Source organism: Mycobacterium sp., assembly GCF_050701515.1.
Lineage (GTDB): Bacteria > Actinomycetota > Actinomycetes > Mycobacteriales > Mycobacteriaceae > Mycobacterium.
This window is the reverse complement of record NZ_JBOGDB010000103.1, coordinates 1-25,923: the sequence shown is the minus strand read 5'-3', so window position 1 is coordinate 25,923 and position 25,923 is coordinate 1. Positions and strand designations below refer to the sequence as shown.

Here is a 25,923-nt window from a genome sequence, read left to right as displayed (position 1 = left end):
GTCCGATGTCGCCGCCAGCGCGGCTCCGAGGCATTACCAGCCTGACGGATCTGCGGTCGGGTTGCCCGCCTTGCCGTCAGGAGAAGCCAGCGCCTTGGCGGCCTTGTCGTGGCCCGGCGTGAGCGCCTCGGGAATCTCCTTGACGGTTTCGATGGTCTTCCGCGGCCCACGGATTCGCCGGACTTTGAGATAGCCGAACAGCGCGAGAATCGCGGTGACGACAACCATGATCCCGAACACGATCAGGAAGGCCATCCAGCGCCACAGCCAGGTGTCGAGCAACTCGGCGACGAAGAAGAACAAGAAGAAGGTGGAATAGAACAACACCACCAGCGCGAGGATGAAGTAGACGCTGCCGGTGAGGCCCTTCTTGACGTCGCGGGTGATCTCGGCGCGGGCGAGTTCGACCTCGGCGCGCACCAGGGTCGACACCTGAGCCGTCGCATCCTTGACCAGGTCACCGATCGACGGATCTGGCCTGGGGGCGTGCGGGTCCACCAGCGGTATCGAGGTCACGGTGGTCGGCACGCCGTTCTTCCGGTCGCCACTGCTCACGGACGTTTCCTCCCCAGTAGATGTCGGTTGCGAATCATGGTGCCATGTGGCGACGGCCGAAACGATCCCGGCCGACGATAGACTCGAGTTCTCTGTTGGGTAGGCGGGTCGGGACGTCGATGGGGGATGGCTTCTTGAGCACCGGGCACCGCTGGCTTCGGAATCTATTGGCGGCGATCGTGGCCCTGGCCGCCGTGCTGGCACCAACCGCACCGATCGCGCACGCCGATGAACCCGTCACCCTGGGCGGTGGTTCGGGCCTGGTCGTCAACGGCGAAACGCTGTGCACGCTGACTTCGATCGGCACCGACAATCGCGGCAATCTGATCGGGTTCACCTCCGCACACTGCGGTGGACCCGGGGCGCAGGTGGCCGCCGAAGGCGCCGAGGCCAGCGGCGTGCTTGGCACCATGGTCGCCGGCAACGACGCCCTCGATTACGCGGTGATCCAATTCGATCCCCAGAAGGTCAGGCCGGTCAACACCATCAACGGCTTCCGCATCGACGGCATCGGGCCCGACCCCGCCTTCGGCGAAGTCGCATGCAAGCTGGGTCGCACCACCGGTTACTCGTGCGGCGTCACCTGGGGACCCGGCGAAGAACCGGGCACCATGGTCAATCAGGTATGCGGGCAGCCGGGCGACTCCGGGGGGCCGGTCACCGTAAACAACCGCCTGGTGGGCATGATCCACGGCGCATTCGCCGAGGACCTACCGACGTGCGTGGTCAAGTTCATCCCGCTGCACACACCGGCGGTGACCATGTCGATCAATGCGGTGCTTGGTGACATCACCTCCAAGAACCGGCCGGGATCCGGCTTCGTTCCTGTCGGCGCAGCTACTTAGCGGCCCGAATCGCTTCGAACACACCGGGATCCACCAAGGTCGATGTGTCGCCCAGTTCGCGGCCCTCGGCGACGTCGCGCAGTAGCCGTCGCATGATCTTGCCGCTGCGGGTCTTCGGCAGTTCCGGCACCACGTGAATCTCACGCGGCCGCGCGATCTTTCCGATTTCCTTGGCGACCTGCTCGCGCAGTTCGTCGACCATGTCGGCGTTGTCCTTGGTCTGCGATTCGAGGATGACGAACGCGCAGATGCCCTGGCCGGTGGTCTCGTCGGTGGCGCCGACGACGGCCGCCTCCGCGACACCGGAGTGGCCGACCAGCGCCGACTCCACCTCGGTCGTCGAGATCCGGTGTCCCGACACATTCATCACGTCGTCGATACGGCCGAGCAGCCAGATGTTGCCGTCGGCGTCGATGCGGGCACCATCGCCGGCGACGTACCAGCCCTGCTCGGCATACCGCGACCAATAGGTCTCGTTGTACCGCTCCGGGTCTCCCCAGATGCCGCGCAGCATCGACGGCCACGGTTGGTCCAGCACGAGGTAGCCGGTGACATGCTCGCCCTCGTCGGCGCCGGGCACCAACTCGTTGCCCTCGTCGTCGACGATCTTCGCGGTGATGCCCGGCAGCGGTGTCATCGCCGAACCCGGCTTGGCGACCGTGACGCCCGGAAGCGGTGAGATCATGATCGACCCCGTTTCGGTCTGCCACCAGGTATCGACGACCGGGGTTCGGTTGCCGCCGAAGGCATCCCGATACCACCGCCACGCCTCCGGGTTGATCGGCTCGCCGACCGAGCCGAGCAGTCGCAGGCTGGACAGGTCGTGTGCATCGGGGATCTCGCGGCCCCACTTCATGAACATCCGGATCAGGGTAGGGGCGGTGTAATAGATTGTCACACCGTACTTTTCGATCACCTCGAAGTGCCGGTGCTCGTTCGGTGAGGCCGGCGTGCCCTCGTAGACGACCTGGGTGACGCCGTTGGAGAGGGGGCCGTAGACGATGTAGGTGTGCCCGGTGACCCAGCCGATATCGGCGGTGCACCAGAACACGTCGGTTTCCGGCTTGACGTCGAAGACGTTGTGGTGCGTGTACGACGACTGGGTCAGGAAGCCGCCGGAGGTGTGCATGATGCCCTTTGGCTTGCCGGTGGTGCCCGAGGTGTAGAGCAGGAACAGCGGATGCTCGGAGTCGAACGCCTCCGGGGTGTGCTCGGGTGATGCCACCTCGACGGTGTCGTGCCACCACAGATCGCGGCCCTCGGTCCACGGGGTGTCGATGTCGGTGCGCCGCACCACCAGCACGTGCTCAACCGATTTCTGTCCTTCGACTGCGTCGTCGACGGATTCCTTCAGTGACACCGCGTTGCCGCGGCGGTACTGCCCGTCGCTGGTGATCACCAGCTTGGCCTCGGCGTCCTCGATGCGAGCCTTCAGGGCGGTCGCCGAGAATCCCGCGAAGACGACGGAATGCAGCACACCGAGACGCGCGCAGGCCAGCATGGCGACAATGGCCTCCGGCAGCATCGGCATGTAGATGGCGACCCGGTCTCCGGCGACCAAGCCGAGGTCGGTCAGTGCGTTGGCGGCCTTGCACACCTCGGCCTGCAACTCGGCATAGGTCAGCGTCCGACTGTCGTCCTTGGGCTCGCCCTCCCAAAGGATCGCGACCCGGTCCCCGTTGCCGGCCTCGACGTGTCTGTCCACGCAGTTGTAGGCGACATTGAGCTTGCCCCCGACGAACCACTTGGCGAACGGGGCCTCCGACCAGTCCAGTACCTCGGTGAACGGTGTGTCCCAGGACAGCCGGTTGGCCTGCTCCGCCCAGAACGCCAGCCGGTCCTTCGCGGCCTCGTCATACAGCTCGGCGGTCCCGTTGGCCTGCGCGGCGAAGTCGGCGGGCGGTGGATAGGCGGACAGAGCTTCGGTATGCGTCTCGGACATATTTGTGAGCGTAGTCACCTCGGCTAGCGTTCACTCGCGTGACGTCTGACCCGCTGGCGCCCCTCGCCGAACTGCCCGGCGTCGCGTCGGCCAGCGAGGAAGCCCGCGAGGCGCTCGGCAGGGCGCACCGGCACCGCACCAACCTGCGGGGGTGGCCGACGACCGCAGCCGAGGCGGCGTTGCGTGCCGCGCGCGCGTCTTCGGTGCTCGACGGCGGCTCGCTGCAATTGCCCGAGGAGGGCGAGCCAGACCCGGTGCTGGCGGGTGCGCTGCGGGTGTCTCAGGCGCTGGAGGGCGGCGCGACCGCGCTGGTCGGGGTCTGGCAGAAGGCCCCGATGCAGGCGCTGGCGCGGCTGCACATGCTGGCCGCGGCCGACCTGGTCGACGAGGACAGGCTCGGCCGCCCACGGGCGGACGCCGACATCGGGCCGCGCCTCGAGTTGTTGGCCGACATCGTCGCCGGCAAATCCGGAGTGCCCGCTCCGGTGCTGGCCGCAGTGGCCCACGGGGAGATGTTGACGCTGGCTCCGTTCGGCACCGCCGACGGGGTGGTGGCCCGCGGGGTGTCGCGATTGGTGACCATCGCCAGCGGCCTCGATCCCCACGGACTCGGCGTACCGGAGGTGTTTTGGATGCGCAATTCCGGCGATTACCGAGCCGCGGCACGCGGATTCGCATCCGGCACACCCGACGGGCTGGCGGCGTGGTTGGTGTTGAGCTGCCGGGCACTGCATGCCGGCGCGCGGGAGGCGTTGTCGATCGCGCAGGCCGCCTCGTCGTGACGGCTCCAGCAAACACGAAAGCGGGCGACGTTCCGAACTTCTTCGGCTCGCCGCCCGCTAGCACGGACTCCGGTTACCAAGCGTGCTGTGTGGGGTTGCGTGGGTGGCCTCGGCGTCCTTGCGATGCGCTTCGGCTGCAACCCCACCCAAGGGGTCGTCGTGGTCGTCCGCTTTTCGCAATTACGCAGGCCCGCAACACTTTTGCCTATTCCGCGGCATGTGCTCCGCGTGGGTGCCGGGGTCCGTGCTGGGTAGCCTGGCTTGGGAGATCGAACCTTCTCTTCCGGCTCGGTCTTGGCCTTACCAAGCTGCCGTGATTCCTTTGTACTCCGTGACCACCGTCACAGCAAGGGCCAATTCGGCGGGATACTCGATCGTTAGTGCAGCTACGACACCGGTCGGATTCAGAGAGCGAACCGGCGGAGCAGCGAGTACGTCAGGGCCCCGGCGATCAGGGCGCTCAAGCCAACGGCCGCGGTGGTGGCGACGGCGGCGCCCGACGGCGCCGGGATGCGGTTGCGTAGCGATACCGGCCGGGAGAACGTCAGCGCCGGCCAGCCTCGCGCGGTGGCCTCTTTGCGCAGCGCGCGATCCGGATTCACCACCGTCGGATGGCCGACCGCTTGGAGCATCGGCAGGTCGGTGATCGAGTCCGAATAGGCGTAGCAGTGCTCCAGGGGGTATCCCTCGCGGGCGGCGAGTTCACGAATCGCCTCGACCTTGCCTGCTCCGTAGCAGTAGTACGCCACTTCGCCGGTGTACTTGCCGTCTTCGACCACCATGCGGGTGGCCATCGCGTGGGTGGCGCCGAGCGCCTTGGCGATCGGGGCGACGATCTCCTCACCCGAGGCGGAGACCACGACGACGTCTCGTCCACACAGCTTGTGGTCGGCGATCAGGTTGGCGGCCTCGGCGAACACCAGCGGATCGACGATGTCGTGAAGTGTCTCGCCGACAATCGACTTGACCTGTTCCACGTCCCACCCGGCGCACATGTTGGTGAGGTAGTTCCGCATCCGGTCCATCTGGTCGTGGTCGGCGCCCGACATCAGGAACAGAAACTGGGCGTAAGTGGACTTCAGCACGGCGCGCCGGTTGATTAGCCCTTGGTCGAAGAAAGGTTTGCTGAACGCGAGCGTGCTGGACTTCGCGATCACCGTCTTATCAAGATCAAAGAAGGCCGCGGTGCGAACGGGCTGCCCAGCCTTGAACACCGTTGGCGGCGTCGAATCACCCGCTGCCGCCGGATCGGGTGCAGTCACAAGCCCAGCATAGGGGCGGCAGCCGACACCCGACCGACACAGTAGGCAAAATGGCAGTTCAAGACAGGTGCCGACGACCGCAATTCTTCGCTGCTATCCAGTGCTTTCTATGGCAAGCACAACTTGCGCCTCTTGCTGCCTCCGTGTGTATAGTGAGAATCACTCGGCTTATGCCGGGTGTGCATCAGCCCGACCCCCCGGGGCTGATACACGACGACCTCCGCCTCCTCCCCCCCTGGCGGGGGTCGTCCCTTTTGTGGGCCCCCTTCGTTGTGCGGATAGACCGGGCCGTTCACGATGGTTGCGGAACCACGTTTTCGGTAGCCAGCCAACGGGCCACCCGGCTGAGATATAGGGAAACACCCGATGCGTCGGAGGCCAAGGCATCGTTAGCGTCGCTGCATTGACCGTGTGCTAACGGGAGGGATGGCGATGTACCGGATACCTGTTAGAAAAATCGTCGGCTGGCTGGCGGGGGCCGTCGGGATCGTCGCTTTGGTGCTGCCGGGCGCCGGCACCGCTGCGGCGGAAGAACACATGCCGGGGCCGACAATCCACACGCGGGACAACCCTCCCTACGGGAGCACCCCGTTTTGTGTCGCCGTCAAGTGGGACCCGCCGATGGCAATCGGTGAGGACATCGATGGATATACGGTGACCCGCTTAAAGCCGGGCCACGATTTCAAGGACGTCGCCGAGAACCGCGAAGCCCCCATGTGCGGCCTGGACCCGGAGACCACGGCCACGTTCAAGGTCTGCGCGGTGTACATCTCGGAAGAAGATGACGCCACCGGCTGTTCTCAAGCAGACCTCAGTACGACCAAAGCCGACGTCGGAAGCATGGAGCCGCAGGGACCCCTGCCGGTACCGCGGGTCGACGAGCCCCTCTCACGGAGCCTCAAAGACTTCGGGGTCGGGTGGAAAGGGTTCTACGATTACGACTTCTATCACATCAACATCAGGCCCGAGGGTGGCAAACTGTGGTCGATCAAGCACGACGACGACGGGGACTGGGGTTGGCAGCGGGTAGACGGACTGACCGCCGGCACCACGTACCACTTCTCGGTGGAGGGGTGTGTCTCGGGCATATTCGGAGATCCGTGCTCTGGGTTCGGTCCCGAAGCGACGGTCACCATCGAGGGGGCCTACGGGCCGGACACCTGCAAGCCCGGCTTCGTCTGGCGGGACGCGGTCGCGGGCGACCACATCTGTGTCACCCCCGAGAGGCGCCAGAAGGTCGCCGACGACTTGAATACGGCGAAGACTCGTACGCAACCGAGCAGTGGAAACCCGGCTATCGACCTGGGCACCGCCGGAGGAGTGTGTCCGTTGAAACGTCAAGGTGAGCCGATGTCGCCCGAGTGCTGGGAGGCTATGCGGACGAAGTGTTTGGACGGGTTCGTCAATAGAGAAATTCCTGGGGAGAACGTGGTCGTGTGCGTCGATCAGAAGGAAGCGGACCTTCTCAAGCAGGAGAATGCGAACCCCACGGCGAACCGGGTGCAGCCGTAGCAGTCGCTTCATCCACAGTTGGGGCCGCGTCCACAACTGACTACGACGCACTGGTGTCCGGTCGGTGCCCGCCCGCAGAGTGGGTTGATGACCGCAACCAACGGCGTCCTGATCATGGTCGCGGACTCGACGACGCGCGACGACGTGGATCGCGTCGCCGCCGCAGCGGGGGTGGCCGTGGTCCACACTGCGGAGCCGTCGAGCCGCCAGGCGTGGACGGGCGCGCTTGCCGTGTTGCTCGACGCCGCGGCGGCCCGGTGTTGTGCCGGCCGCTCGTTGCCGCGCCGCGGCCGGGTCATCCTGCTCAGCCGAACCGGGCCGCAGACTGCCGACTGGGAAGCCGCCATATCGGTCGGCGCCCAGCACGTCGTCACCCTGCCCGGCGACGAGGGTGACCTTGTCGCGGCACTCTCGGAGGCCGCGGAATCCAGCCGCGACGACGGGCGCAGGGGCGCGGTCGCCGCAGTGATGGCGGGCCGCGGCGGGGCGGGGGCCTCGACGTTCGCGGCCGCCCTGGCACAAACCGCGGCGGATGCCCTGCTCATCGATGCCGATCCATGGGGCGGCGGCATCGATTTGGTGCTGGGCAGCGAGGCCGAACCCGGACTGCGCTGGCCCGATCTCGCCTTGGAGAGCGGCAGGCTCAACGTCGCCGCGCTGCGTCAGGCCCTGCCGCGACGGGATGGCGTCAGCGTATTGTCGAGCAGCCGCGCCGGTGGCGCTGTCGACGCCGGACCGCTGGCGGCCGTGATCGACGCGGGCCGGCGCGGCGGCGCGACCGTGATATGTGATTTGCCGCGACGTCAGACACCCGCGGTCGAAATCGCCACGGACGCCGCCGATCTGGTCGTCCTCATCACGTCCGCCGACGTTCGGGGCTGCGCAGCCACCGCCGCGGTTGCGCCGTCGGTTTGTGCCATCAATCCCAATGTCGGTCTGGTGGTGCGTGGCCCGGCGCCGGGCGGGCTGCGATCGCTGGAGGTGGCGCGAATCGTCGGCCTGCCGCTACTTGCCGCGATGCGACCACAACCGGGTCTGGCCGGCTCTTTGGAGCGCGGCGGCCTGAGAATGCGGCGGCGTTCGCCGCTGGCCGTCGCCGCGCGGCGGGTGTTGACCGTGCTGCAGCAGAATCCTTCGGTGGCCGCCGCATGACCGTGTCGCTGATCGATCGGGTGCGCGAGCGGCTGGCCGCCGAATCTGCGCCGCTGCGTCCCAGCATCGTGGCCGCCGCGATCCGTGCCGAGTCGGGTGGGGTGCTCGGCGATACCGAGGTACTGAGCAATCTGCGCACGCTGCAGACCGAACTCACCGGCGCGGGCATTCTGGAGCCCCTGCTCTGCGCGGAGGGCACCACCGACGTCCTGGTCACCGCGCCCGACGCGGTGTGGATCGACGACGGAAACGGGTTGCGGCGCAGCTCGATCCGGTTTGCCGACGAGGCAGCGGTGCGGCGGCTGGCGCAACGGCTCGCCCTCAGTGCAGGCCGTCGGCTCGACGAAGCGCAACCGTGGGTCGATGGGCAGTTGAGCGGTGTGGGCACCGACCAGTTCACCGTCCGGCTGCACGCCATCCTCGCGCCGATCGCCTCCGGCGGCACCTGCCTGTCACTGCGCGTACTACGGCCGGCGACCCAGGGCATCGCCGCGCTGATCGGCGCCGGTGCCATCGCGCCACCGGCCGCCGAGTTGCTCGACGGGATCATCGATGCCCGCCTTGCCTTCCTGATTTCCGGCGGTACCGGGGCGGGCAAGACCACACTCTTGTCCGCGGCGCTGGGTGCGGTCTCGCCCGACGAGCGCATCGTCTGCGTCGAGGACGCCGCCGAGCTCGCGCCACAGCATCCACACCTGGTGAAGCTGGTGGCCCGTTGCGCCAATGTCGAAGGGGTCGGCGAGATTTCGGTGCGTGATCTGGTGAAGCAGGCGCTGCGGATGAGACCCGACCGGATTGTCGTCGGCGAGGTGCGCGGCGCGGAGGTGGTCGACCTGCTGGCCGCGCTCAACACCGGCCACGACGGAGGCGCGGGCACCGTTCATGCGAACAATCCCGCCGAGGTGCCGGCCCGGCTGGAGGCGCTGGCATCGCTGGGCGGCCTCGATCGCGCCGCGCTGCACAGCCAGCTTGCCGCGGCGGTACAGGTCGTGCTGCACGTGGGCCGGGACCGCAGCGGCAGCCGCCGGCTCAGCGAAATCGCGGTGCTGCGACGGGACGGCGACGGCCGCGTCGGGGTCGCGACCGCGTGGCACGCGGACACCGGATTCGGCTGCGGCGCGGAGCATCTGAGATGCCTGATACGCGAGCGGGGACTGCCGTGACGGTGGCTGCGCTGGCGCTGGCAGTGGCGGTGCTGCTGGCATCGCCGTCGTCACGACGGCGGTTGGAAACCATGACAGCCGTACGCCGCCGAGTTCCTGCGCGTGCGTGCGGGATGGTCCTCGGCATGGTGCTCGCGCTGCTAGCTCCGGCCACGGTCATGCTGGCGGCTGCGATTCTCGTCGCCACCTTGGTGCTGCGGCATCGACGCCGCACGGCCCAGCGCAACCGCGCCGAAGAAGCCACCGCGCTGCAGAGTGCGCTGGATGTGCTGGTCGGTGAGCTGCGTGTCGGAGCCCACCCGGTGGCGGCGTTTGACATCGCGGCGCGTGAGGTCGCCGGCCCCGTCGCCGCGCATCTGCGAGCGGTCGCCGCGCGGGCGCGCCTCGGCGCCGATGTGGCCGCCGGTCTTCGCAGTGCCGCGCGGTCCTCGCATCTGCCCTTGCATTGGGAGCGGCTGGCGGTGTATTGGCAACTGGCTCAGGCACACGGCTTGGCGATCGCAACTTTGATGCGCGCGGCGCACCGGGACATCGTTGAGCGTGAGCGCTTTTCGACTCGTGTCGACGCCGGGATGGCCGGCGCCCGCACTACCGCGGCGGTGTTAGCCGGGCTACCGCTGCTCGGTGTTGGTCTGGGTCAGCTGGTGGGCGCCAATCCGCTCGGCTTCCTGCTGTCCGGCGGCGTGGGCGGGTGGTTGCTGGTTATCGGCGTCGCGCTCGCCTGCTGTGGCTTGCTGTGGTCGGATCGGATCACCGGGAGGGCGCTGACATGAGCACCCGAAGGCGAGCGCGAGTGAGGATCGCAGCGGAGCGAGGACCGGAGCGAGCGGGAGCCGAGGCATGAGCACCCGAAGGCGAGCGCGAGTGAGGATCGCAGCGGAGCGAGGACCGGAGCGAGCGGGAGCCGAGGCATGAGCACAGCGGCTTTGTGTTTGGCTGCTGCGTTGCTGATCGCGGCGGATGCCACGCGGGTGCGCGCGCGTGCGGGTGTCACACGGCCGTCGACGCCGCGACCACCGCCACGGCAGGGCTCCGTGGATCCACTGGCCGTTGCGTCCACCCTCGACGTGCTCGCCGCGTGCCTGTCCTCGGGGATGGCGGTATCGAGCGCGGCCGCCGCAACGGCACCGTCGGCACCGCGTCCGCTGGCCGTCCTGCTTGACCGCGCCGCAGACTTGCTGGCGCTGGGGGCCGACCCCGCCAAGGCCTGGTCGAATCCCAGTCTGCCGCTGGACAAGCACGTCGAAGCGCTTCTTCGGTTGGCGCGAAGATCGGCCGCCTCTGGTGCCGCCCTGGCCCAGGGCGTTGCCGAGCTGGCCGACCAATCGCGCGACGATGCCGCATCGGCAGCCGACGCGGTGGCCCAGCGCGCGTCGGTGCTGATTGCCGGTCCGCTCGGATTGTGCTATTTGCCGGCCTTCGTATGCCTCGGCGTCGCTCCGGTGATCGCCGGGCTGGCAGGCGATGTGCTGCGGTCGGGCCTGATGTGACCGCGCATGTTCGAGAAACCGATAGGGAGGAGAAACAATGGTGTCAACGATGATTCGCGGGCTGCGAGCAAGATTGACGATCCTGGTGGTCGACGACACGGGGATGTCGACCGTGGAGTACGCCATCGGGACGATTGCGGCCGCAGCATTCGGCGCGATTCTCTACACGGTCGTCACCGGCGACTCCATCGTGACCGCACTGACCAACATCATCAGTCGCGCCCTCAACACCAACGTCTAGCCGTCGATGGCGGCGCCGTCACCGTGGAGGCAGCGTTCGCCATCGCCGCGCTTGCGATCGTTCTGGCGCTGTGCGTGGCGGGCCTCACCGCGATGTCGATGCAGGTGCGGTGTATCGATGCCGCCCGGGAGGCGGCCCGCCTTGCGGCCCGCGGTGACGACGGGTCCGCGGTGCAAGCCGCCCACGACATCGCCCCGATGGGCGCGATCGTTCAGATGCGGCGAGAGGGTGGGCGGGTGTTCGCGACCGTCACCGCGCGCTCGGATCTGTTGCCGGGGATCACGATTGGGGCGGACGCGGTGGCTGCGGTCGAGCCGGCTGTGCGGTGACCGCGGCTCGGCCACACTGGTAGCCGTAGCCGTGATGGCGGTGCTGCTGGCGGTAACCGTCGGCGGGTTCTACATCGGGTCGGCGGTGATCGCCCGTCATCGAGCGCAGGCGGCGGCCGACCTGGCGGCGTTGGCGGCCGCGGCCCGACTGCCCGCTGGTTCGGACGCGGCCTGCGGTGAAGCATCCGCGATTGCGGACGCGATGGGCGTCGCCGTCGCGGACTGTGTGGCAGACGGGCTCGACGTCGTGGTGACCATCGCCGCGGGGCCGGCACGGGCCGCCGCGCGGGCAGGCCCAGCCGACAGCGGAGGTTAGCTTGGCTTAGCCGCCTTGGCCTTGCGTTGCTTGGCTTTTCGTGGCTTCTTAGCTGGCGGTTCCGCTTCGGCGACATCGTCGGCGACATCGTCGAACTCGACCAATGCCAACTCCGCCTCGGTCGGCAGGCGCAGGGCCATCAGGGCGGCAAATGTGTTCTCTTCAAGCTCAATACGATTGATGGTCATGTGTACCGGCGTCCATCCGCCATCGAGCGACCGCAAACGCAGCACACCGGTCGTCGCTCCGTTGGCGAATTCCACTGTCATTCTTGCCATATGAAGAGCGTCCGCCGGATTGACGGATGGCTCCCCGGACTCTCTGGCGCGCCAGTCGAAGAACGGCGCGGGTTGGTCGAGCCACTTCAGCAGTGTCCAGTGGACCGGATCGACCAGCGCGCGGTGCACTCCGGGCTGCGCAAGGCCATCGACGATCTTCTGCGCCAGGTGATCTGGCGGCAGTGAAGGTCCCTCGTGCTCAGCCCGCCAGTTCATGGCCCGACAGATAAGCCGCTCGCTGCCGTCATCCTGCGCTTCCGGATTGGCCCGGGCGACAAAGCCGACGGAGATGGTTTCGCCGCGGTGATCGGTGACATTCCAGGTGCTGCACAGCGTCATGCCGGGCTCGCCCTTGATCGCCATTACCAGCACCTTGGTTTCGCTCGGGTTGAGGTCGCGCATCGGCAGGTCTTCGGCGAACGTCCGACCATGGATGGCTTCCGTGGCGGGGTCTCTGCCGCTGTTGTGGATCGACTCCGGCGTGTCGGTGGCGACCCCCTTCGTCAGGTCCCATTTCAGCGGTCCCGGGATGGGTCGCTCCGGCGGGTCCTCGTCCGGCGGGCCGATCCACAGCTGTACGCCGTGCAGCCGCCCATCGGACATCTGCACGGCCTCGGTACGGATTACGCGGTCGTTTTTCGGCGTGATGGTGCTCAAGCTCTGGCCGGTGCGAACCGTCTCGGAGATGGCGGACTGGATCGCCATCAGGTGAGGGCTCCGACGCAGGAATCCGCTGATCGGAACGAGGTTCTTGGTTCGACGACCCTGTGCGACCACGGCGGGCTCGGTGCCGAGAGTTTCCACGAGCAACCAGTCGTGGGTCATTTGTGGCATTTTACCGGCCGGCTTCCGGCGGGTTCACCGCCGAAGTCGGCAACGAAATCCGTAGATTCTTGCCGCTGAACAGATTTCTGGAAGTGCCAGTAACCGTCGCCTAAGTTGCACCCACCCCTGCGACGAGGTATTTTGCGTCTGCGCCCGACCTATCGGGATTGGGAACGGATCGCGTTGTCCGACCGTTTCGTCGCAACCGTCTGGTGTTCGGCGTGCCGTGATTCAGCGCCGCCGATCGCTGGTCCATGGGGGCGGCCGTCGAGGGGTCGGCCGTCGTCGTGGATTGCTCACGACACGTGACGTTCCAGCTCGCCGAGCACCAGACGCAACACTCGAACGGCACCCAGTTTGTCCAGGGGGTCATTGCCACTGCCGCATTTCGGCGACTGAACGCACGATGGGCAGCCGAGTGGGCATTCGCAAGCCTCGATCGCGGCCGCCGTGGCACCCCACCAGGTTGCGAGTTGGCGGAAGCCGCGATCGGCGAATCCCGCGCCGCCCGGGTAACCGTCGTAGACGAAGATCGTCGGCAGTCCCGCCACTGGGCCCACCGCCGTGGACAGCCCGCCGATATCCCCGCGATCGCAACTGGCCACCAACGGCAGCAACCCGATTGCCGCGTGCTCGGCGGCGTGTAGCGCACCGGGAACCCGCAACGCTTCGACACCGTTGTGCTGCAATGCTTCCGGCGTGATCGTGGACATCACCGCCTTGGTGTCCAGCGTCCTGGTGGGCATGTCGAGCTCGACGAAGTCGATCACCTCGCCGGTGAGTCGGCGGCGCAGATAACCGACCACCGTACTGGTCACCGAGACCGGCACCAGGCCAATGGTGACCGGACCGAACGTGTTTCGCTCGCCCTTTCCGGTCACCGCGATGTCGGACAGCTCCCGCGCGAACGTCGTGTAGCCGGGATCGTCGGTGTGCACGAAGGCCACGCCGTCCTCGAAGTCGAGCGAGTCGACCACATACGACTCGCCCTGATGTAGATAGACGGCGCCGGGGTGAACGGACGCCGGCGCCTGACCAACATCCGCGCTACCCAGCAGTCGTCCGGTTTCGGCCTCCAGGATCGCGATCTGCCCGCCCGAGGACCCGCGAATGTCGACCGCTGGGTGCGGGTCGACACCCGGAGTGGGGAAGTAGCCGCTGGATCGCCGGCGCAGCAGGCCGTCGTCGACAAGTTCCTCCGCGACCGCTTCCGCATTCCACGCCCGCACCTCGGCGGCGGTGAGTGGCAGCTCGGTTGCGGCGCAGAGCAATTGCGGGCCAAGGACATAGGGATTTCCCGGATCGATGACCACCCGCTCGATCGGCTTGTCCAACAGCGCATCCGGATGGTGCACCAGGTAGGTGTCCAACGGGTCATCGCGGGCGATCAACACGATGAGCGCGCTCTGGCCGCGTCGGCCGGATCGTCCGGCCTGCTGCCAGAACGACGTGACCGTGCCCGGAAAGCCCGCGAGCACCACTGCGTCCAATCCGGCGATGTCCACACCCAGCTCGAGCGCATTGGTGGTGGCGAGGCCGCGCAGTTCGCCTTCGGCCAGTGCGCGTTCCAGCTTGCGGCGGTCTTCGGCCAGATAGCCGGCCCGGTAGGACGCCACCCGATCGGTGAGCTCGGGAGCGACGTCTTCCAGACGCGCCCGTGAGCCCAGCGCGGTGAGTTCGGCTCCGCGGCGGGACCTAACAAAGGTCAACGTGCGGGCTCCTTCGGCGATCAGGTCGGCCATCACCCGGGCTGCCTCCGCGCCCGCGGAACGCCTTACCGGAGCGCCGTTTTCGCCGACCAGGTCGGCGCGCAGTGCGGGCTCCCACAGCGCAACGGTCCGTGCTCCCTGCGGGGAGCCGTCCTCGGTGACCTCAAGCACCGTCTGCCCGATCAGCTCGGTCGCGGTGGCCGCAGGTGACGACGTCGTCGCGCTGGCGAAGATGACCGTCGGTGATGCCGAGTAACGAGCGCACAACCGCAGCAGCCTACGCAGCACCATGGCCACATTCGAGCCGAAAATGCCGCGATAGTAGTGGCATTCGTCGACAACGATGTATCGGAGATTGCGCAGATACACCGCCCAGCGTGCGTGGTTGCGCAACAGGGAAAGGTGAATCATGTCGGGATTGGAGAAGATCCAGCGTGATCGTTCGCGGGCGAATCGACGCACTTCACTGGGGCTGTCGCCGTCGTAAGCGCTGGGTGCGACGTCACCGAGGCTCGCGACCGCTTCGGTGAGCGCCTGCGCGGTCCGCAACTGATCGTGGCCAAGGGCCTTGGTGGGGGACAGATAGAGCGCGCGCGCTCGGTGGTCGTTGGCAAGAGTGGTCAAGATGGGCAGCTGATAGGCCAGCGACTTACCCGACGCCGTGCCCGTGCTGAGAACAACATGGCGGCCGTCGTGCGCAAGGTTCGCCGCTTCGGATTGATGCGACCACGGCTCGCCGATACCGCGATCATTGAACGCCCGCACCACATCCGGGTCGACCCAGTGCGGCCACGCGCGCGGCCGACCATGCCGTGGCGGCAGGTCCGCGACGTGGCGCAGCGGCTTCTCCTCCGGATCGGTGCCCTCGACCGCGCAGGCGAGCAGCTCGCGGCCGAAATCCGACATATTTGTCCTCCTTTAGGTGAATTGTTCCCTAGTTCGCCGCGTCGAGACTGTTGCTGGAGCTTGGAACATGATTGACTATGGGGCGGTCGCAGCTTCTGTGTTCGTGTTTATGCACTCGCAGGATCGACGTTGCGATCGCGGTTCCTGCGAGGGTTGTAGGTCGGGTCAAGTTCCGGCGACTCCACGAAGGTATGGCGGTCGGAACGGGCCCGGTACACCGGAAGTCGGTGAGCCGCACCCGGAAGAGAAGGAAAGTACGAAAGATGCCACAGGGAACTGTGAAGTGGTTCAACGCGGAGAAGGGCTTCGGCTTTATCGCTCCAGAGGACGGCTCCGCCGATGTGTTTGTCCACTACACGGAAATTCAGGGATCCGGTTTCCGCACCCTGGAGGAGAACCAGAAGGTCGAGTTCGAGGTTGGCCAGAGCCCGAAGGGCCCGCAGGCCACGGGCGTTCGATCCATCTAGGCATCGAACCTGACGAAACCCCCCGAGCAGTCCCCGTAACGGGTACCGCCGGGGGGTTTTCGATTCCGGACACTGGGGCCCGTCGGCACCGCCCCGGGGTGCGGCTGGCCTACTGTCGTTTGCGTGAGCCAGCTGTCGTTCTTCTCGGCAGAGTCGGTGCCGCCCGCGGTCGCCGACTTGACGGGACTTCTCGCCGCGCCCGGCCAGGTGGTGTTGGTCGGGGAAGGCGCACGGTTGTCCGTCGTGGTGGATCGGCCGTGGCGCGCCGTGGCGCTCGCCGAGATGATCGTCGAGGCCGGCCTGGAGCCCGAGCTCAGCCGCACCGACGAGAACACTCCATTGGTCCGTACCTCGGTGGACCCGCGGCTGGTCTCGATAGCCACGGAGTGGACCCGCGGGGCGGTCAAGACGGTCCCGCCGCAGTGGCTGCCCGGGCCGCGTGAGCTGCGGGCCTGGACGCTGGCGGCCGGCACCCCGGAGGCCGACCGCTATCTATTGGGCCTGGATCCGCACGCCCCGGACACCCATTCGCCGCTTGCCTCGGCGATGATGCGGGTGGGGATAGCCCCGACGCTTATCGGAACTCGCGGGGCCCGCCCGGCGCTGCGGATCAGCGGCCGCAGACGGCTATCGCGCCTGGTAGAGAATGTGGGGGAACCTCCCGGAGACGTAGAGGCGTTCTCCCTGTGGCCCCGGATTTAGGGTGCTCGGGCCGGAGAGTCAGTTTGCGTAGGCCCGCCCGGGGTGCGAAATTGTCAGTTGCCGATGGCGTCGGATGGATGCAAAACGCATAGATCGGGTGTCGGACGGCAACACAGAAGTGGAGCGTAAGCACAGTTGGCTGACGGGGACCGCGGCAGCGGCGATGGAAGCGTGCGGCGACTCGTCATTGTCGAGTCGCCCACCAAAGCGCGCAAATTAGCCGGCTTCCTGGGCTCCAACTACATCGTCGAGTCGTCCCGTGGCCACATCCGGGACCTGCCCAGGGCCGCCGCTGACGTGCCTGCCAAGTACAAATCCGAGCCGTGGGCGCGCCTCGGGGTCAACGTCGACGCCGACTTCGAGCCGCTCTACATCATCAGCCCGGACAAGAAGAGCACGGTCACCGAGCTGAAAGGCCTGCTCAAGGACGTCGACGAGCTCTACCTGGCCACCGACGGCGACCGGGAGGGCGAGGCCATCGCCTGGCATCTGCTGGAGACGTTGAAGCCACGCATCCCGGTCAAGCGGATGGTGTTCCACGAGATCACCGAGTCGGCGATCCGGGCCGCCGCCCAGGACCCGCGTGACCTGGACAACGACCTGGTCGACGCGCAGGAGACCCGGCGCATCCTGGACCGGCTATACGGGTATGAGGTCAGCCCGGTGCTGTGGAAGAAGGTCGCGCCGAAGCTGTCCGCCGGACGGGTGCAGTCGGTGGCGACCCGGATCATCGTCCAGCGCGAACGCGAACGGATGGCGTTCCGCAGCGCCGGCTACTGGGATGTCACCGCCGAACTCGACGCCGGCGTGTCCAACCCCGAGGCTTCACCACCCACCTTCACGGCCAAGCTGAACACCGTCGACGGGCTTCGGGTGGCCACCGGACGGGACTTCGATTCGCTTGGCGAGGTTCGCAAGCCCGACGAGGTGCTGGTGCTCGACGAGGCACGAGCGGGCGCGCTGGCGACCGGGCTGCGCGGCGCGCAGCTCGCGGTGTCGTCGGTTGAGCAGAAGCCCTACACCCGTCGGCCGTATGCGCCGTTCATGACCTCGACGCTGCAGCAGGAGGCCGGCCGCAAGCTGAGGTTCTCGTCGGAGCGGACGATGAGCATCGCACAGCGGCTCTACGAGAACGGCTACATCACTTATATGCGCACCGACTCCACGACGCTGTCGGGGTCGGCCATCAGCGCCGCGCGCAACCAGGCGCGCCAGCTCTACGGCGAGGAGTACCTGCATCCGTCGCCGCGTCAGTACACCCGCAAGGTCAAGAATGCCCAGGAGGCGCACGAGGCCATCCGACCCGCGGGTGACGTGTTTCAGACACCGGGCCAGCTGCACGGCCAGTTCGACACCGACGAGTTCCGGCTCTACGAGCTGATCTGGCAGCGCACCGTGGCATCGCAGATGGCCGATGCGCGCGGCACGACGCTGAGCCTGCGCATCTCCGGGGAATCGAGCGACGGGCAGCAGGTGGTGTTCAACGCCAGCGGCCGCACCATCACGTTCGCCGGCTTCCTGAAGGCCTACGTCGAGAGCATCGACGACTTGGCCGGCGGTGAGGCCGACGACGCCGAGAGCCGGCTGCCGCAGCTCGAGCAGGGCCAGCGCGTCGATGCCAAGGAGCTGACGGCCGACGGGCACACCACGTCGCCGCCCGCCCGCTACACCGAGGCGTCGCTGATCAAGGCGCTCGAGGACCTCGGCATCGGTCGGCCGTCGACGTATTCGTCGATCATCAAGACCATCCAGGACCGCGGTTATGTGGTGAAGCGCGGCAGTGCGCTGGTCCCGTCGTGGGTGGCGTTTGCGGTCACCGGCCTGCTGGAGCAGCACTTCGGCCGGCTGGTCGACTACGGATTCACCGCGGCGATGGAGGACGAGCTCGACGAGATCGCGGCCGGCCATGAGCAGCGCACGGTTTGGCTCAACAACTTCTACTTCGGCGGCGACCACGGTGTGCCCGAGTCGATCGCCCGCTCCGGTGGCCTGAAGAAACTCGTGGGCGTGAATCTCGAAGGTATCGATGCCCGAGAGGTCAACTCCATCAAGCTGTTTGACGACGAAGAAGACCGCGCGATCTATGTACGGGTCGGCAAGAGCGGTCCGTACCTGGAGCGCACCGTCATCGGCGACGACGGCGAGCCCAAACCGCAGCGGGCAAATCTCAACGACTCGCTGACACCGGACGAGCTGACCCTGGAGTTGGCCGAAAAGCTGTTCGCCACACCGCAGGAAGGCCGCGTACTGGGGGTCGATCCGCAGACCGGGCACGAGATCGTCGCCAAAGACGGTCGGTACGGGCCCTATGTCACCGAGGTGCTGCCGGAACCGGACGAGCCCCCCGAGGACGGCGCGCCGGCGAAGAAGGGCAAGAAGCCCACCGGTCCCAAGCCGCGTACCGGGTCGCTGCTGCGGACGATGAACCTGGAGACGGTGACGCTCGAGGACGCGTTGAAGCTGCTGTCACTGCCCAGGGTGGTGGGTGTCGATCCAAACTCCGGGGAGGAGATCACCGCACAGAACGGTCGATACGGCCCGTATCTGAAGCGCGGCACAGACTCTCGCTCGCTGACGTCCGAGGATCAGCTGTTCACCCTCACCCTCGACGAGGCGCTGAAGATCTACTCTGAGCCGAAACGCCGTGCGGGCCAGCGTGCTTCGGCACCGCCGCTGCGGGAGTTGGGCGCCGACCCGGACACCGGCAAACCGATGGTCATCAAGGACGGCCGATTTGGTCCCTATGTCACCGACGGCGAGACCAACGCCAGCCTACGCAAGGGCGACGACGTGCTATCGGTCACCGACGAGCGGGCCGCCGAGCTGCTGGCCGACCGCCGCGCACGGGGTCCGGTGAAGCGGACTGCGAGGAAGTCCGCCAAGAAGTCCACTGCGAAGAAGACGCCCGCCAAGCGGGCGGCCAAGGGCGGCTAGCGGTGCGCTATCGACGGCACCGATCACATCCGTCACACAAATCACGATGATCGGCGGGCACCGCTCTGCCCGCCTCTGAGCGACAACTCCGCGACAGCGGCGCCGCGGAACCATTTGTCGCTGTGAGGCGGGCATTTCCACAACCGTCGGCAGGAGAGGCTGCTGGGGCTAGTGGGATTTGCCCGCTATCCGGAGACGTCGCTGGACACCTCGCCGGCCGACTCGTCCGTCGACTCAACGAGGTTCAACGGGCGGGCGAGCTGTGTCGGCGCGGCACGACCGCGCAGATCGACGACCTCGCCGACGTCCCAGCACAGCGCCTCGGCATCCAGCGCGCCGCTGACGGCGATCGCCGACGCCAACACGTGGCCCTCCTCCAGCTTGGCCAGCTCGGTGAGCCGGGCGGCCTCGTTGACCGGGTCGCCGATGACGGTGTACTCGAAGCGGGCCTGAGCGCCGATGTGCCCGGCGATGGCACGCCCGGCCGACACGCCGATGCCGAACTCGGCGTCGCTGCCCAGCACGTCGACGAGCTCGTCGCGCAGTTCGCGGGAGGCCGCGAGCGCAGCACCGGAGGCGTCGGGATGCTCGATTGGCGCGCCGAAGATGGCCAGCGCCGCGTCGCCCTGGAACTTGTTGACGAATCCGCCATGGCGGTTCACGGTGTCCACCACGACGCGGAAGAATTCGTTGAGCAGGCTGACGACATCGGCCGCGGGCCGGGTCGCGGCCAGCTGCGTCGAGCCCACCAGGTCCACGAACAGGACCGCGACGTCACGTTCCTGGCCGCCGAGCTCGGTGCCGCGTTCCAGGGCACGCCGCGCGACGTCCTCACCGACGTAGCGGCCGAAGAGGTCGCGCAGCCGTTGCCGTTCGGCCAGGTCACGAACCATGTCGTTGAACCCGGCCTGCAGCAGGCCCAATTCGCTGGCGTCATAGATCTGCATGTGCGCGTTGTAGTTGCCGCGCTGCACTTCGCCCAGCGCCCAACGTAATTGGCGCAGCGGGTCCGCGATGGACATCGCCACCAAGACCGTGCCGGCCAGGCCGATCACCAGGGCGGCGATGGCCAGCAGCAGGATGGGCATGATCAGCCGGTCCGAGGAGGCGGTCAGTATCTGGAACTTGCTCGCCACCAACGCCAGCACGATGGCCAGCACCGGCACACCGGTGGACAGCACCCAGGTCAGCACCTGCTTCAGCACCACCCCCGCTGCGCGATAGTTCTCCGGCACCCCGCCGCGCAGGGCGGCGACGGCAACGGGCCGCAGCACCCGCTCGGACTGCAGGTAGCCGATGATCGCCGTCGCGGTGGCAGCCAGCCCGGTGGCGACCGCGACAACCGGAGCGGATTGACTGGCGACCGGCCAGCTGGCGACGATGAAGACGATCGACCCCAGGCACCAGACGGTGACGGTGATGACGGAGCGATAGAAGGGCATCTTCAGCGCGCGGCTGCGGGCCAGCTCGGTGGCCGCGGGGTCGGCGGCGGCGAGCAGCGTGTCGCGGCGCTGCCAGCGCATCACGGGTATGAGCAGCCGCAGGCTGAGATAGGCGCCGACGGTGAACGACAGGAACAGGTAGCCCAGGAAGATGGCCAGGTTGAAGGCGGGCAGATCCTGGAGCTGGATGCGGTCCTCGGGCGGCAGGCCGAAGCGCAGGAACCCCAGCACCAACAGCGCGCCGATGATGTCGGACTGCACCATGCCCAGGGTGAACACCGGCCACGGCGTGCGCGCCACCCACCGGACGAATGCGCTGATTCGCCCGACCGGGATCGCTTCGGTGGTCACTGGTCAACCGTAACGGGCCGCGGCGACCTGATAGGGCGCTGTGGGACGGACGTGTCGGTTCGCAGCACTACTGTTATCAGCGATGTCCGGGGTTTTCTCGCGTCTGGTGGGCCAAGACGCCGTCGAGGCGGAGTTGGTGGCCGCGGCGGCGGCCGCGCGCGGTGACTCGGCTCACAGTGCGGTTGCGACGGGGACCATGACACACGCGTGGCTGATCACCGGCCCGCCGGGCTCGGGACGGTCGATCGCCGCGCTGTGCTTCGCCGCGGCGCTGCAATGCACGTCGGACGGCGTGCCGGGGTGCGGGGAGTGCCGCGCCTGTACGACGACGATGGCCGGTACCCACGCCGACGTGCGGAGAATCATCCCCGAGGGGCTGTCGATCGGCGTCGACGAGATGCGAAGCATCGTGCAGATCGCCTCGCGGCGGCCGGGGACCGGGCGGTGGCAGATCGTGCTGATCGAGGACGCCGACCGGCTGACCGAGGGGGCGGCCAACGCCCTGCTCAAGGTCGTCGAGGAACCGCCGCCGTCGACCGTGTTCCTGCTGTGCGCGCCGTCGGTGGACCCGGAGGACATCGCGATCACGCTGCGGTCGCGGTGCCGCCTTGTGGCGTTGGCGACTCCGCCGGTGGCGGCCATTGCCCAGGTGCTGATCGACGCCGACGGGCTGCCCGCCGAGGACGCCCGCTGGGCGGCGTCGGTCAGCGGCGGGCATGTCGGACGTGCGCGCCGGCTGGCCACGGATGAGGAGGCGCAGCGGCGACGGCAGCGGGCGCTCGGTTTGGCCCGCGATGCGGCGACGCCGTCGCGGGCCTACGGGGCCGCCGAGGAGCTGGTGGCGGCCGCCGAGGCGGAGGCGCTGGCGCTGACTGTCGACCGCAACGAGGCCGAGACCGAGGAGCTGCGAACGGCGCTGGGCGCCGGCGGCACCGGCAAGGGCACCGCGGGTACGTTGCGCGGCGCGACCGGTGCCATCAAAGACCTTGAGCGCAGGCAGAAGTCGCGTCAGACCCGCGCGTCGCGCGATGCGCTGGATCGGGCATTGATCGACCTGGCGACCTATTTCCGCGACGCGTTGCTGGTGGCGTCCGGGGCGGGCGAAATTCAGGCGAACCATCCCGACGTGTCCGACCGGGTCGCCTCGATGGCGGCCGTCGTGCCGCCGGACCGGTTGTTGCGGTGTATCGAGGCGGTGCTGGAGTGCCGCGAGGCGCTGGCGGTCAACGTGAAGCCGAAGTTCGCGGTCGACGCGATGGTCGCAACCGTGGGTCGCGCCCTGCGCGACTGACTTGGGCGGTCGAGGCGGCCTGCCGTAGACTCGTGCCGCCCCGCCCGGGCGTTTGGCTCTTCGCGCAAGCGCTCATCGCGGGGCGCGCCACCTTAGCTCAGTCGGTAGAGCGATTCACTCGTAATGAATAGGTCAGGAGTTCGATTCTCCTAGGTGGCTCCCTATTTTCCGCGAGCGTGCGTGTCTGCTCCGCGACACGCCGCTTTTTATTGGCATTTCGCGCACGGTCGCGGCGTGTCAGCGACCTCAGATTGGTGCGACGTATCCGACCGGACCCAATGCGATGCATACCGAGAGAGCGGCGGTGTTGGCCCGCACATTGATGGCATCGCCTGCGCCGGGTAGCCGCACGTAGACGCGGTTGAGTCCGGGATGGACGGGCACCTTGGTTTCGGCTCCGTCGGTGAGTGACAGCGTCATGGATCCTTCGCTGTTGGCGAGGTAGTTGATCTCGGCGGTCCAATCCGACGGCAGCAGCGGTCCGTCGAGGGGCATGCGCACCGGGAAGTCGGGCTGTACGAGGTAGCCGCACTGCGGCTCTGGGCCCCTCACGATGGTGCGTACCCAAGTGACCTTGGCGTCCACCACGTGACCGCTGCTGTCGAGCGTGCGTAGTTGGCTTGTGGTGCTGGCGAATTCGGGTCTGTCTTGCAGTAGTGCGAACATGTGGCTGGCCAAGTTCTCTGGCGCGGCAACGCGTTGCAGCACAAGGGGATCGACCTCTTGGTCAAGCATTGCCGCATTTGAGACGGCGCGCGCCTTTGCGAGGCCTGCTTGTGCGTTCTGCAGGTAAGGCTGGGCAGGATTGTCCCGCCAGATCGTCATGAAGGTGGCGGTGGAGTACAGGCTGCTGGCGACGAAAGCGACTGTGGCTGCTGCTGTTACGGCTGAGCGTGCGGGCGAAGAGTCGAGCCAACGGGATCGCTCTCGGTTGGGCGCGCAGAGTCCGACGGCAGCCAGGAGGGCGAGGACGACAACGAAATCGGGCAGATAGCGCAGCGTCTGGGCCAATTCGAGCGCGGTGAACCGAGACGAGCGCATCAGGTAGATCGGGATCTGGCAGGCGATCGCGTAGCCCGCGGCAACGAGCCACAGGATGCCGATCCGTTCCTTGCGGATGAACGAAATGACCAGCACCGCCCCGAGCGCGAGCCAGCCGAGCACCATCACGGTTATCGGTGGAGTGGCCCATGGTGAGGCGGGAGCCCATCGCTGCCAGTCCCAGGGACCGCCGACCAGCCCCGGCACGATGCCGTGAGTGATGGAGCGGCTCAACAGGTCCCGCGTCATCGGTAGGTCGCGGCTCCAACGTTCTTGGTCGACCACGACGAGGTAGAGCGCAATCCATGCGGCGTTCAGCGCGAGCGATCCAGCCCAGAGTCGCAACCCGCGGCGCCAGACGGTCTTGAGCACGGATCGCTCGCGGGTGACGTAGGCGAGCAGCGCGGTGATCGTGAAGGCGACGAACGGGATGACGGCGGACTTCTCGAAGAAGAGCAATCCGCCGAAGTAGACGAGCAACGCGGTGATCGCGTAGCGCTGATTGCCGGTGCGCACCAGCAGGATGGCGTCGGCGCACACCCACGCCATTGCGGCGAGCATCGGCAGCGAGTTCAATGCGGCCGCCCACCAAGCGAAACCGGGAATCGCTAGCGGGGTGAAGAGCGCGAAGGTCAATGGAATCAGAAGTACGGGCCGCCAGCCCAGGATGACGTGGAGCGCCCGCAGCAGGGCCAGCGATGCCAGCAGCTGCAGCACGACCAGGCTGATGGCCGGCCCGATCCAGTTCAGCGGGGCGATACGAGTGATAGCGCCCGCGATAAGGAACGCCCCGGGCATGACGTGTCCGTCGTGGTCGTCGAAGAGGTAGGACGGCGAGAAGAGGTTTTGGGTGCCGGCGCGGCCGGTGAGGATGAGGTCGTCCCAATAGAAGTACCCGCTGAACGCCAGGACTGCCCGGATCACGAGCTGGACCGCGATCAGTACGACGGCGGTCGAAGCAACCCAGTTTGTGCGGGTCAGCCGGACTGCCATACGTCCTTTCTGCTGGTCGGCGGGTCCCCTAGACTGTACGGGTGGGCACGCTGAGCGATACGAAAGTGCTGCACCCGGTAGCCGCGGTGCGGTCTTAAGCTCGGCGAATAGAGTTCACTGGTAGATGCTCATATTTTCGAGCGATGCGCAGATAATGACTACGAGCTGACACTTCGCAACTGGCGGGGCTTCGACTCCGAGTGAGCAATTAAGCTGGGGCGATGGACGGAAACTCGCCGTGGGAGGGGCAAGCTACTCCGGGTGGCGGCCAACCGCCAGTACCGATGAATCCTGGCTCACCTCCGCCACCGGCATGGCCGGTCCAGCCGGGTGCAACCGGCCGACGACGCGGGCTTCTCTTGCCTATCGGTGTGATTGCGGGTGTCGTCCTCGCTGCATCGGCGCTCGTCGTAGCGCTCATGAATGGTGGGAGCGAAGGATCAACAGCTCCAAGTCCGACACCGGTTTCTAATCCCGAGCCAGCGCAGGGTCTAGTCGACGACGCCGACCACGCGCTTTGCGTGGCGATCGGCCCGTTGATGATTGAAAGCCAGGATACGAGGAAGTCCTTTCAAGCAGTTGGCCCGCAGAATTCGCCCGAACGAAAGGCCGCGATTCCAAAATTCGAGAGTGATACCAATGACTGGGCGCGCCGAATTCAAGAGGTGCTAAACGATAATGCAGACCCGCCGCGATATTTGACTCGAGTGCTGCAACGGTATATCGACGATATGACTATTTATGTCGTGACCCTATCTCCCGTTCGCGACTCGAGTACTTATGAAACGCCTATTTATGATCTCACTATTATGGATTTCGCAGGGATAATGGGCAGGTGCCTCGACGTAAACGCACCTTGGTGGAATTGAGTATGCGAGTACCCACGAGGAAGTCGGGTATCCGATGGTAGCGACAGAGCCAGGCGTTGGAGTGCCCAATCGCCCGTTCTCTGGCGTCATACTCGGCGGACTCTGGCCACACACAGTGCCGGCGCATTTGTCGGCTACGGCGCAGGGGCAGCGAGGATTCTCCGTTCAATCGAGTAATGGCTCCGCTAGAATCGGCGAGTCCGCGTACTCAGTGCTTATAAATGGCGGCGGCGAAATGATCGAGGCCATGCACATCACGTACATGCAAGACATGCGTGCTGTACAACAGCAAGCTGAAATGTACAACATTACGGCCGATGTACTCGACGAATGCGCGCGAATTGTACAACAAGTGCGAGCCGACCTGGACTCGATAGACAATAGTGCACACACGGAGATTCAGAACGCAGTTGATAGTAAAGGTGGATGGTTCGGGCCTTTAGCAGTTCTTGGAATGATTTGGCAGATCGTTACCCGAGCCCGTGGGGAAGCCGAAGCTGTAGCCATCGGTGCGGCTGCGGACATC

23 protein-coding genes and 1 tRNA gene are annotated in these 25,923 nt (G+C 66.8%); 17 read left to right on the top strand and 7 right to left on the bottom strand.

Translation table 11 applies throughout. From position 1 onward, the window contains the following. Positions 1–33: 33 nt before the first annotated feature. Positions 34–555 (bottom strand): phage holin family protein, encoded by a 522-nt coding sequence (locus tag ACRDU5_RS08785; RefSeq protein WP_526614093.1) that lies wholly within the window; start codon positions 553–555, stop codon positions 34–36. Positions 556–689: 134 nt separating this feature from the next. Between ACRDU5_RS08785 and ACRDU5_RS08780 the strand changes: the two genes are divergently transcribed. After that, positions 690–1,400 (top strand): S1 family peptidase, encoded by a 711-nt coding sequence (locus ACRDU5_RS08780; protein ID WP_526614092.1) that lies wholly within the window; start codon positions 690–692, stop codon positions 1,398–1,400. Here ACRDU5_RS08780 and acs read toward each other — a convergent pair. Beyond that, positions 1,393–3,342 (bottom strand): acetate--CoA ligase, encoded by a 1,950-nt coding sequence (acs, locus tag ACRDU5_RS08775; protein WP_526614091.1) that lies wholly within the window; start codon positions 3,340–3,342, stop codon positions 1,393–1,395. The two genes, ACRDU5_RS08780 and acs, sit on opposite strands and share 8 nt — an antisense overlap. Before the next feature lie 38 nt (positions 3,343–3,380). Here acs and ACRDU5_RS08770 point away from each other — a divergent pair, with 38 nt between their 5' ends. Next, positions 3,381–4,124 (top strand): Fic family protein, encoded by a 744-nt coding sequence (locus ACRDU5_RS08770; protein ID WP_526614090.1) that lies wholly within the window; start codon positions 3,381–3,383, stop codon positions 4,122–4,124. A 404-nt stretch (positions 4,125–4,528) separates the two neighbouring features. Here the strand turns inward: ACRDU5_RS08770 and ACRDU5_RS08765 are convergent, their stop codons facing one another. After that, entirely contained in the window at positions 4,529–5,338 is an 810-nt protein-coding gene (locus ACRDU5_RS08765; RefSeq protein ID WP_526614109.1) for an HAD-IB family hydrolase, read from the bottom strand. A gap of 474 nt (positions 5,339–5,812) precedes the next feature. Here ACRDU5_RS08765 and ACRDU5_RS08760 point away from each other — a divergent pair, with 474 nt between their 5' ends. The 8 genes from ACRDU5_RS08760 (at position 5,813) to ACRDU5_RS08725 (ending at position 11,589) form a co-directional block, all read left to right on the top strand. Then, complete coding sequence (locus tag ACRDU5_RS08760; protein WP_526614089.1) at positions 5,813–6,898, top strand: fibronectin type III domain-containing protein; 1,086 nt, start codon at positions 5,813–5,815, stop codon at positions 6,896–6,898. Between the two features lie 87 nt (positions 6,899–6,985). Then, positions 6,986–8,050 (top strand): septum site-determining protein Ssd, encoded by a 1,065-nt coding sequence (ssd, locus tag ACRDU5_RS08755; RefSeq protein ID WP_526614088.1) that lies wholly within the window; start codon positions 6,986–6,988, stop codon positions 8,048–8,050. After that, a complete protein-coding gene (locus tag ACRDU5_RS08750) occupies positions 8,047–9,213 on the top strand; it encodes a TadA family conjugal transfer-associated ATPase (protein WP_526614087.1) in 1,167 nt (388 codons plus the stop codon). The genes ssd and ACRDU5_RS08750 overlap by 4 nt, the downstream gene beginning before the upstream one ends. Continuing rightward, positions 9,183–9,986 carry a type II secretion system F family protein gene (locus ACRDU5_RS08745; protein ID WP_526614086.1) on the top strand — a complete coding sequence of 268 codons (804 nt, stop codon included), beginning with the start codon at positions 9,183–9,185 and terminating at the stop codon, positions 9,984–9,986. The genes ACRDU5_RS08750 and ACRDU5_RS08745 overlap by 31 nt, the downstream gene beginning before the upstream one ends. Before the next feature lie 138 nt (positions 9,987–10,124). Further along, a complete protein-coding gene (locus ACRDU5_RS08740; RefSeq protein ID WP_526614085.1) occupies positions 10,125–10,703 on the top strand; it encodes a type II secretion system F family protein in 579 nt (192 codons plus the stop codon). A 37-nt stretch (positions 10,704–10,740) separates the two neighbouring features. Beyond that, complete coding sequence (locus ACRDU5_RS08735; protein WP_526614084.1) at positions 10,741–10,944, top strand: DUF4244 domain-containing protein; 204 nt, start codon at positions 10,741–10,743, stop codon at positions 10,942–10,944. 23 nt (positions 10,945–10,967) lie between these two features. After that, complete coding sequence (locus ACRDU5_RS08730; RefSeq protein ID WP_526614083.1) at positions 10,968–11,273, top strand: TadE family type IV pilus minor pilin; 306 nt, start codon at positions 10,968–10,970, stop codon at positions 11,271–11,273. Beyond that, entirely contained in the window at positions 11,230–11,589 is a 360-nt protein-coding gene (locus ACRDU5_RS08725) for an Rv3654c family TadE-like protein (RefSeq protein WP_526614082.1), read from the top strand. Before ACRDU5_RS08730 ends, ACRDU5_RS08725 begins: the two co-directional genes overlap by 44 nt. Here ACRDU5_RS08725 and ACRDU5_RS08720 read toward each other — a convergent pair. Together ACRDU5_RS08720 and sftH are read right to left on the bottom strand one after the other, a co-directional pair. Continuing rightward, positions 11,586–12,692: a PAS domain-containing protein gene (locus ACRDU5_RS08720; RefSeq protein ID WP_526614081.1), complete on the bottom strand. Its 1,107-nt coding sequence runs from the start codon at positions 12,690–12,692 to the stop codon at positions 11,586–11,588. The two genes, ACRDU5_RS08725 and ACRDU5_RS08720, sit on opposite strands and share 4 nt — an antisense overlap. A 296-nt stretch (positions 12,693–12,988) precedes the next feature. Then, complete coding sequence (sftH, locus tag ACRDU5_RS08715) at positions 12,989–15,307, bottom strand: DNA 3'-5' helicase SftH (protein WP_526614080.1); 2,319 nt, start codon at positions 15,305–15,307, stop codon at positions 12,989–12,991. 263 nt (positions 15,308–15,570) lie between these two features. Here sftH and cspA point away from each other — a divergent pair, with 263 nt between their 5' ends. From cspA to topA, 3 genes are all read left to right on the top strand, one after another. Then, a complete protein-coding gene (gene cspA, locus ACRDU5_RS08710; RefSeq protein ID WP_066982775.1) occupies positions 15,571–15,774 on the top strand; it encodes a cold shock protein CspA in 204 nt (67 codons plus the stop codon). 123 nt (positions 15,775–15,897) lie between these two features. Then, positions 15,898–16,476: a hypothetical protein gene (locus ACRDU5_RS08705; protein ID WP_526614079.1), complete on the top strand. Its 579-nt coding sequence runs from the start codon at positions 15,898–15,900 to the stop codon at positions 16,474–16,476. Between the two features lie 135 nt (positions 16,477–16,611). Next, complete coding sequence (gene topA, locus ACRDU5_RS08700) at positions 16,612–19,410, top strand: type I DNA topoisomerase (RefSeq protein ID WP_526614078.1); 2,799 nt, start codon at positions 16,612–16,614, stop codon at positions 19,408–19,410. Between the two features lie 185 nt (positions 19,411–19,595). Here topA and ACRDU5_RS08695 read toward each other — a convergent pair whose 3' ends face one another. After that, positions 19,596–21,203 (bottom strand): adenylate/guanylate cyclase domain-containing protein, encoded by a 1,608-nt coding sequence (locus ACRDU5_RS08695; protein WP_526614077.1) that lies wholly within the window; start codon positions 21,201–21,203, stop codon positions 19,596–19,598. Between the two features lie 82 nt (positions 21,204–21,285). Between ACRDU5_RS08695 and ACRDU5_RS08690 the strand changes: the two genes are divergently transcribed. Together ACRDU5_RS08690 and ACRDU5_RS08685 are read left to right on the top strand one after the other, a co-directional pair. Further along, positions 21,286–22,494: a DNA polymerase III subunit delta' gene (locus ACRDU5_RS08690; RefSeq protein ID WP_526614076.1), complete on the top strand. Its 1,209-nt coding sequence runs from the start codon at positions 21,286–21,288 to the stop codon at positions 22,492–22,494. Between the two features lie 86 nt (positions 22,495–22,580). After that, positions 22,581–22,653: transfer RNA gene (locus tag ACRDU5_RS08685), tRNA-Thr, on the top strand. Positions 22,654–22,740: 87 nt separating this feature from the next. Here ACRDU5_RS08685 and ACRDU5_RS08680 read toward each other — a convergent pair. Further along, a complete protein-coding gene (locus ACRDU5_RS08680) occupies positions 22,741–24,528 on the bottom strand; it encodes a hypothetical protein (protein ID WP_526614075.1) in 1,788 nt (595 codons plus the stop codon). Between the two features lie 371 nt (positions 24,529–24,899). On the opposite strand from ACRDU5_RS08680, the gene ACRDU5_RS08675 reads away from it, so the two are divergent. Beyond that, on the top strand, positions 24,900–25,397 hold the full coding sequence (locus tag ACRDU5_RS08675) for a hypothetical protein (protein WP_526614074.1): 498 nt from the start codon (positions 24,900–24,902) through the stop codon (positions 25,395–25,397). A gap of 235 nt (positions 25,398–25,632) precedes the next feature. After that, the coding region (locus tag ACRDU5_RS08670; protein ID WP_526614073.1) for a hypothetical protein at positions 25,633–25,923 on the top strand (291 nt) is incomplete at its 3' end.

What these genes read in the sequence shown, in the direction of transcription:
- acs (WP_526614091.1), bottom strand. Translation starts at nt 3,342, where the DNA reads ATGTCCGAGACGCATACCGAAGCTCTGTCCGCCTATCCACCGCCCGCC.
- ACRDU5_RS08760 (WP_526614089.1), top strand. Translation starts at nt 5,813, where the DNA reads ATGGCGATGTACCGGATACCTGTTAGAAAAATCGTCGGCTGGCTGGCG.
- ssd (WP_526614088.1), top strand. Translation starts at nt 6,986, where the DNA reads ATGACCGCAACCAACGGCGTCCTGATCATGGTCGCGGACTCGACGACG.
- ACRDU5_RS08750 (WP_526614087.1), top strand. Translation starts at nt 8,047, where the DNA reads ATGACCGTGTCGCTGATCGATCGGGTGCGCGAGCGGCTGGCCGCCGAA.
- ACRDU5_RS08745 (WP_526614086.1), top strand. Translation starts at nt 9,183, where the DNA reads ATGCCTGATACGCGAGCGGGGACTGCCGTGACGGTGGCTGCGCTGGCG.
- ACRDU5_RS08740 (WP_526614085.1), top strand. Translation starts at nt 10,125, where the DNA reads ATGAGCACAGCGGCTTTGTGTTTGGCTGCTGCGTTGCTGATCGCGGCG.
- ACRDU5_RS08735 (WP_526614084.1), top strand. Translation starts at nt 10,741, where the DNA reads ATGGTGTCAACGATGATTCGCGGGCTGCGAGCAAGATTGACGATCCTG.
- ACRDU5_RS08720 (WP_526614081.1), bottom strand. Translation starts at nt 12,692, where the DNA reads ATGACCCACGACTGGTTGCTCGTGGAAACTCTCGGCACCGAGCCCGCC.
- sftH (WP_526614080.1), bottom strand. Translation starts at nt 15,307, where the DNA reads ATGTCGGATTTCGGCCGCGAGCTGCTCGCCTGCGCGGTCGAGGGCACC.
- cspA (WP_066982775.1), top strand. Translation starts at nt 15,571, where the DNA reads ATGCCACAGGGAACTGTGAAGTGGTTCAACGCGGAGAAGGGCTTCGGC.
- ACRDU5_RS08690 (WP_526614076.1), top strand. Translation starts at nt 21,286, where the DNA reads ATGTCCGGGGTTTTCTCGCGTCTGGTGGGCCAAGACGCCGTCGAGGCG.
- ACRDU5_RS08680 (WP_526614075.1), bottom strand. Translation starts at nt 24,528, where the DNA reads ATGGCAGTCCGGCTGACCCGCACAAACTGGGTTGCTTCGACCGCCGTC.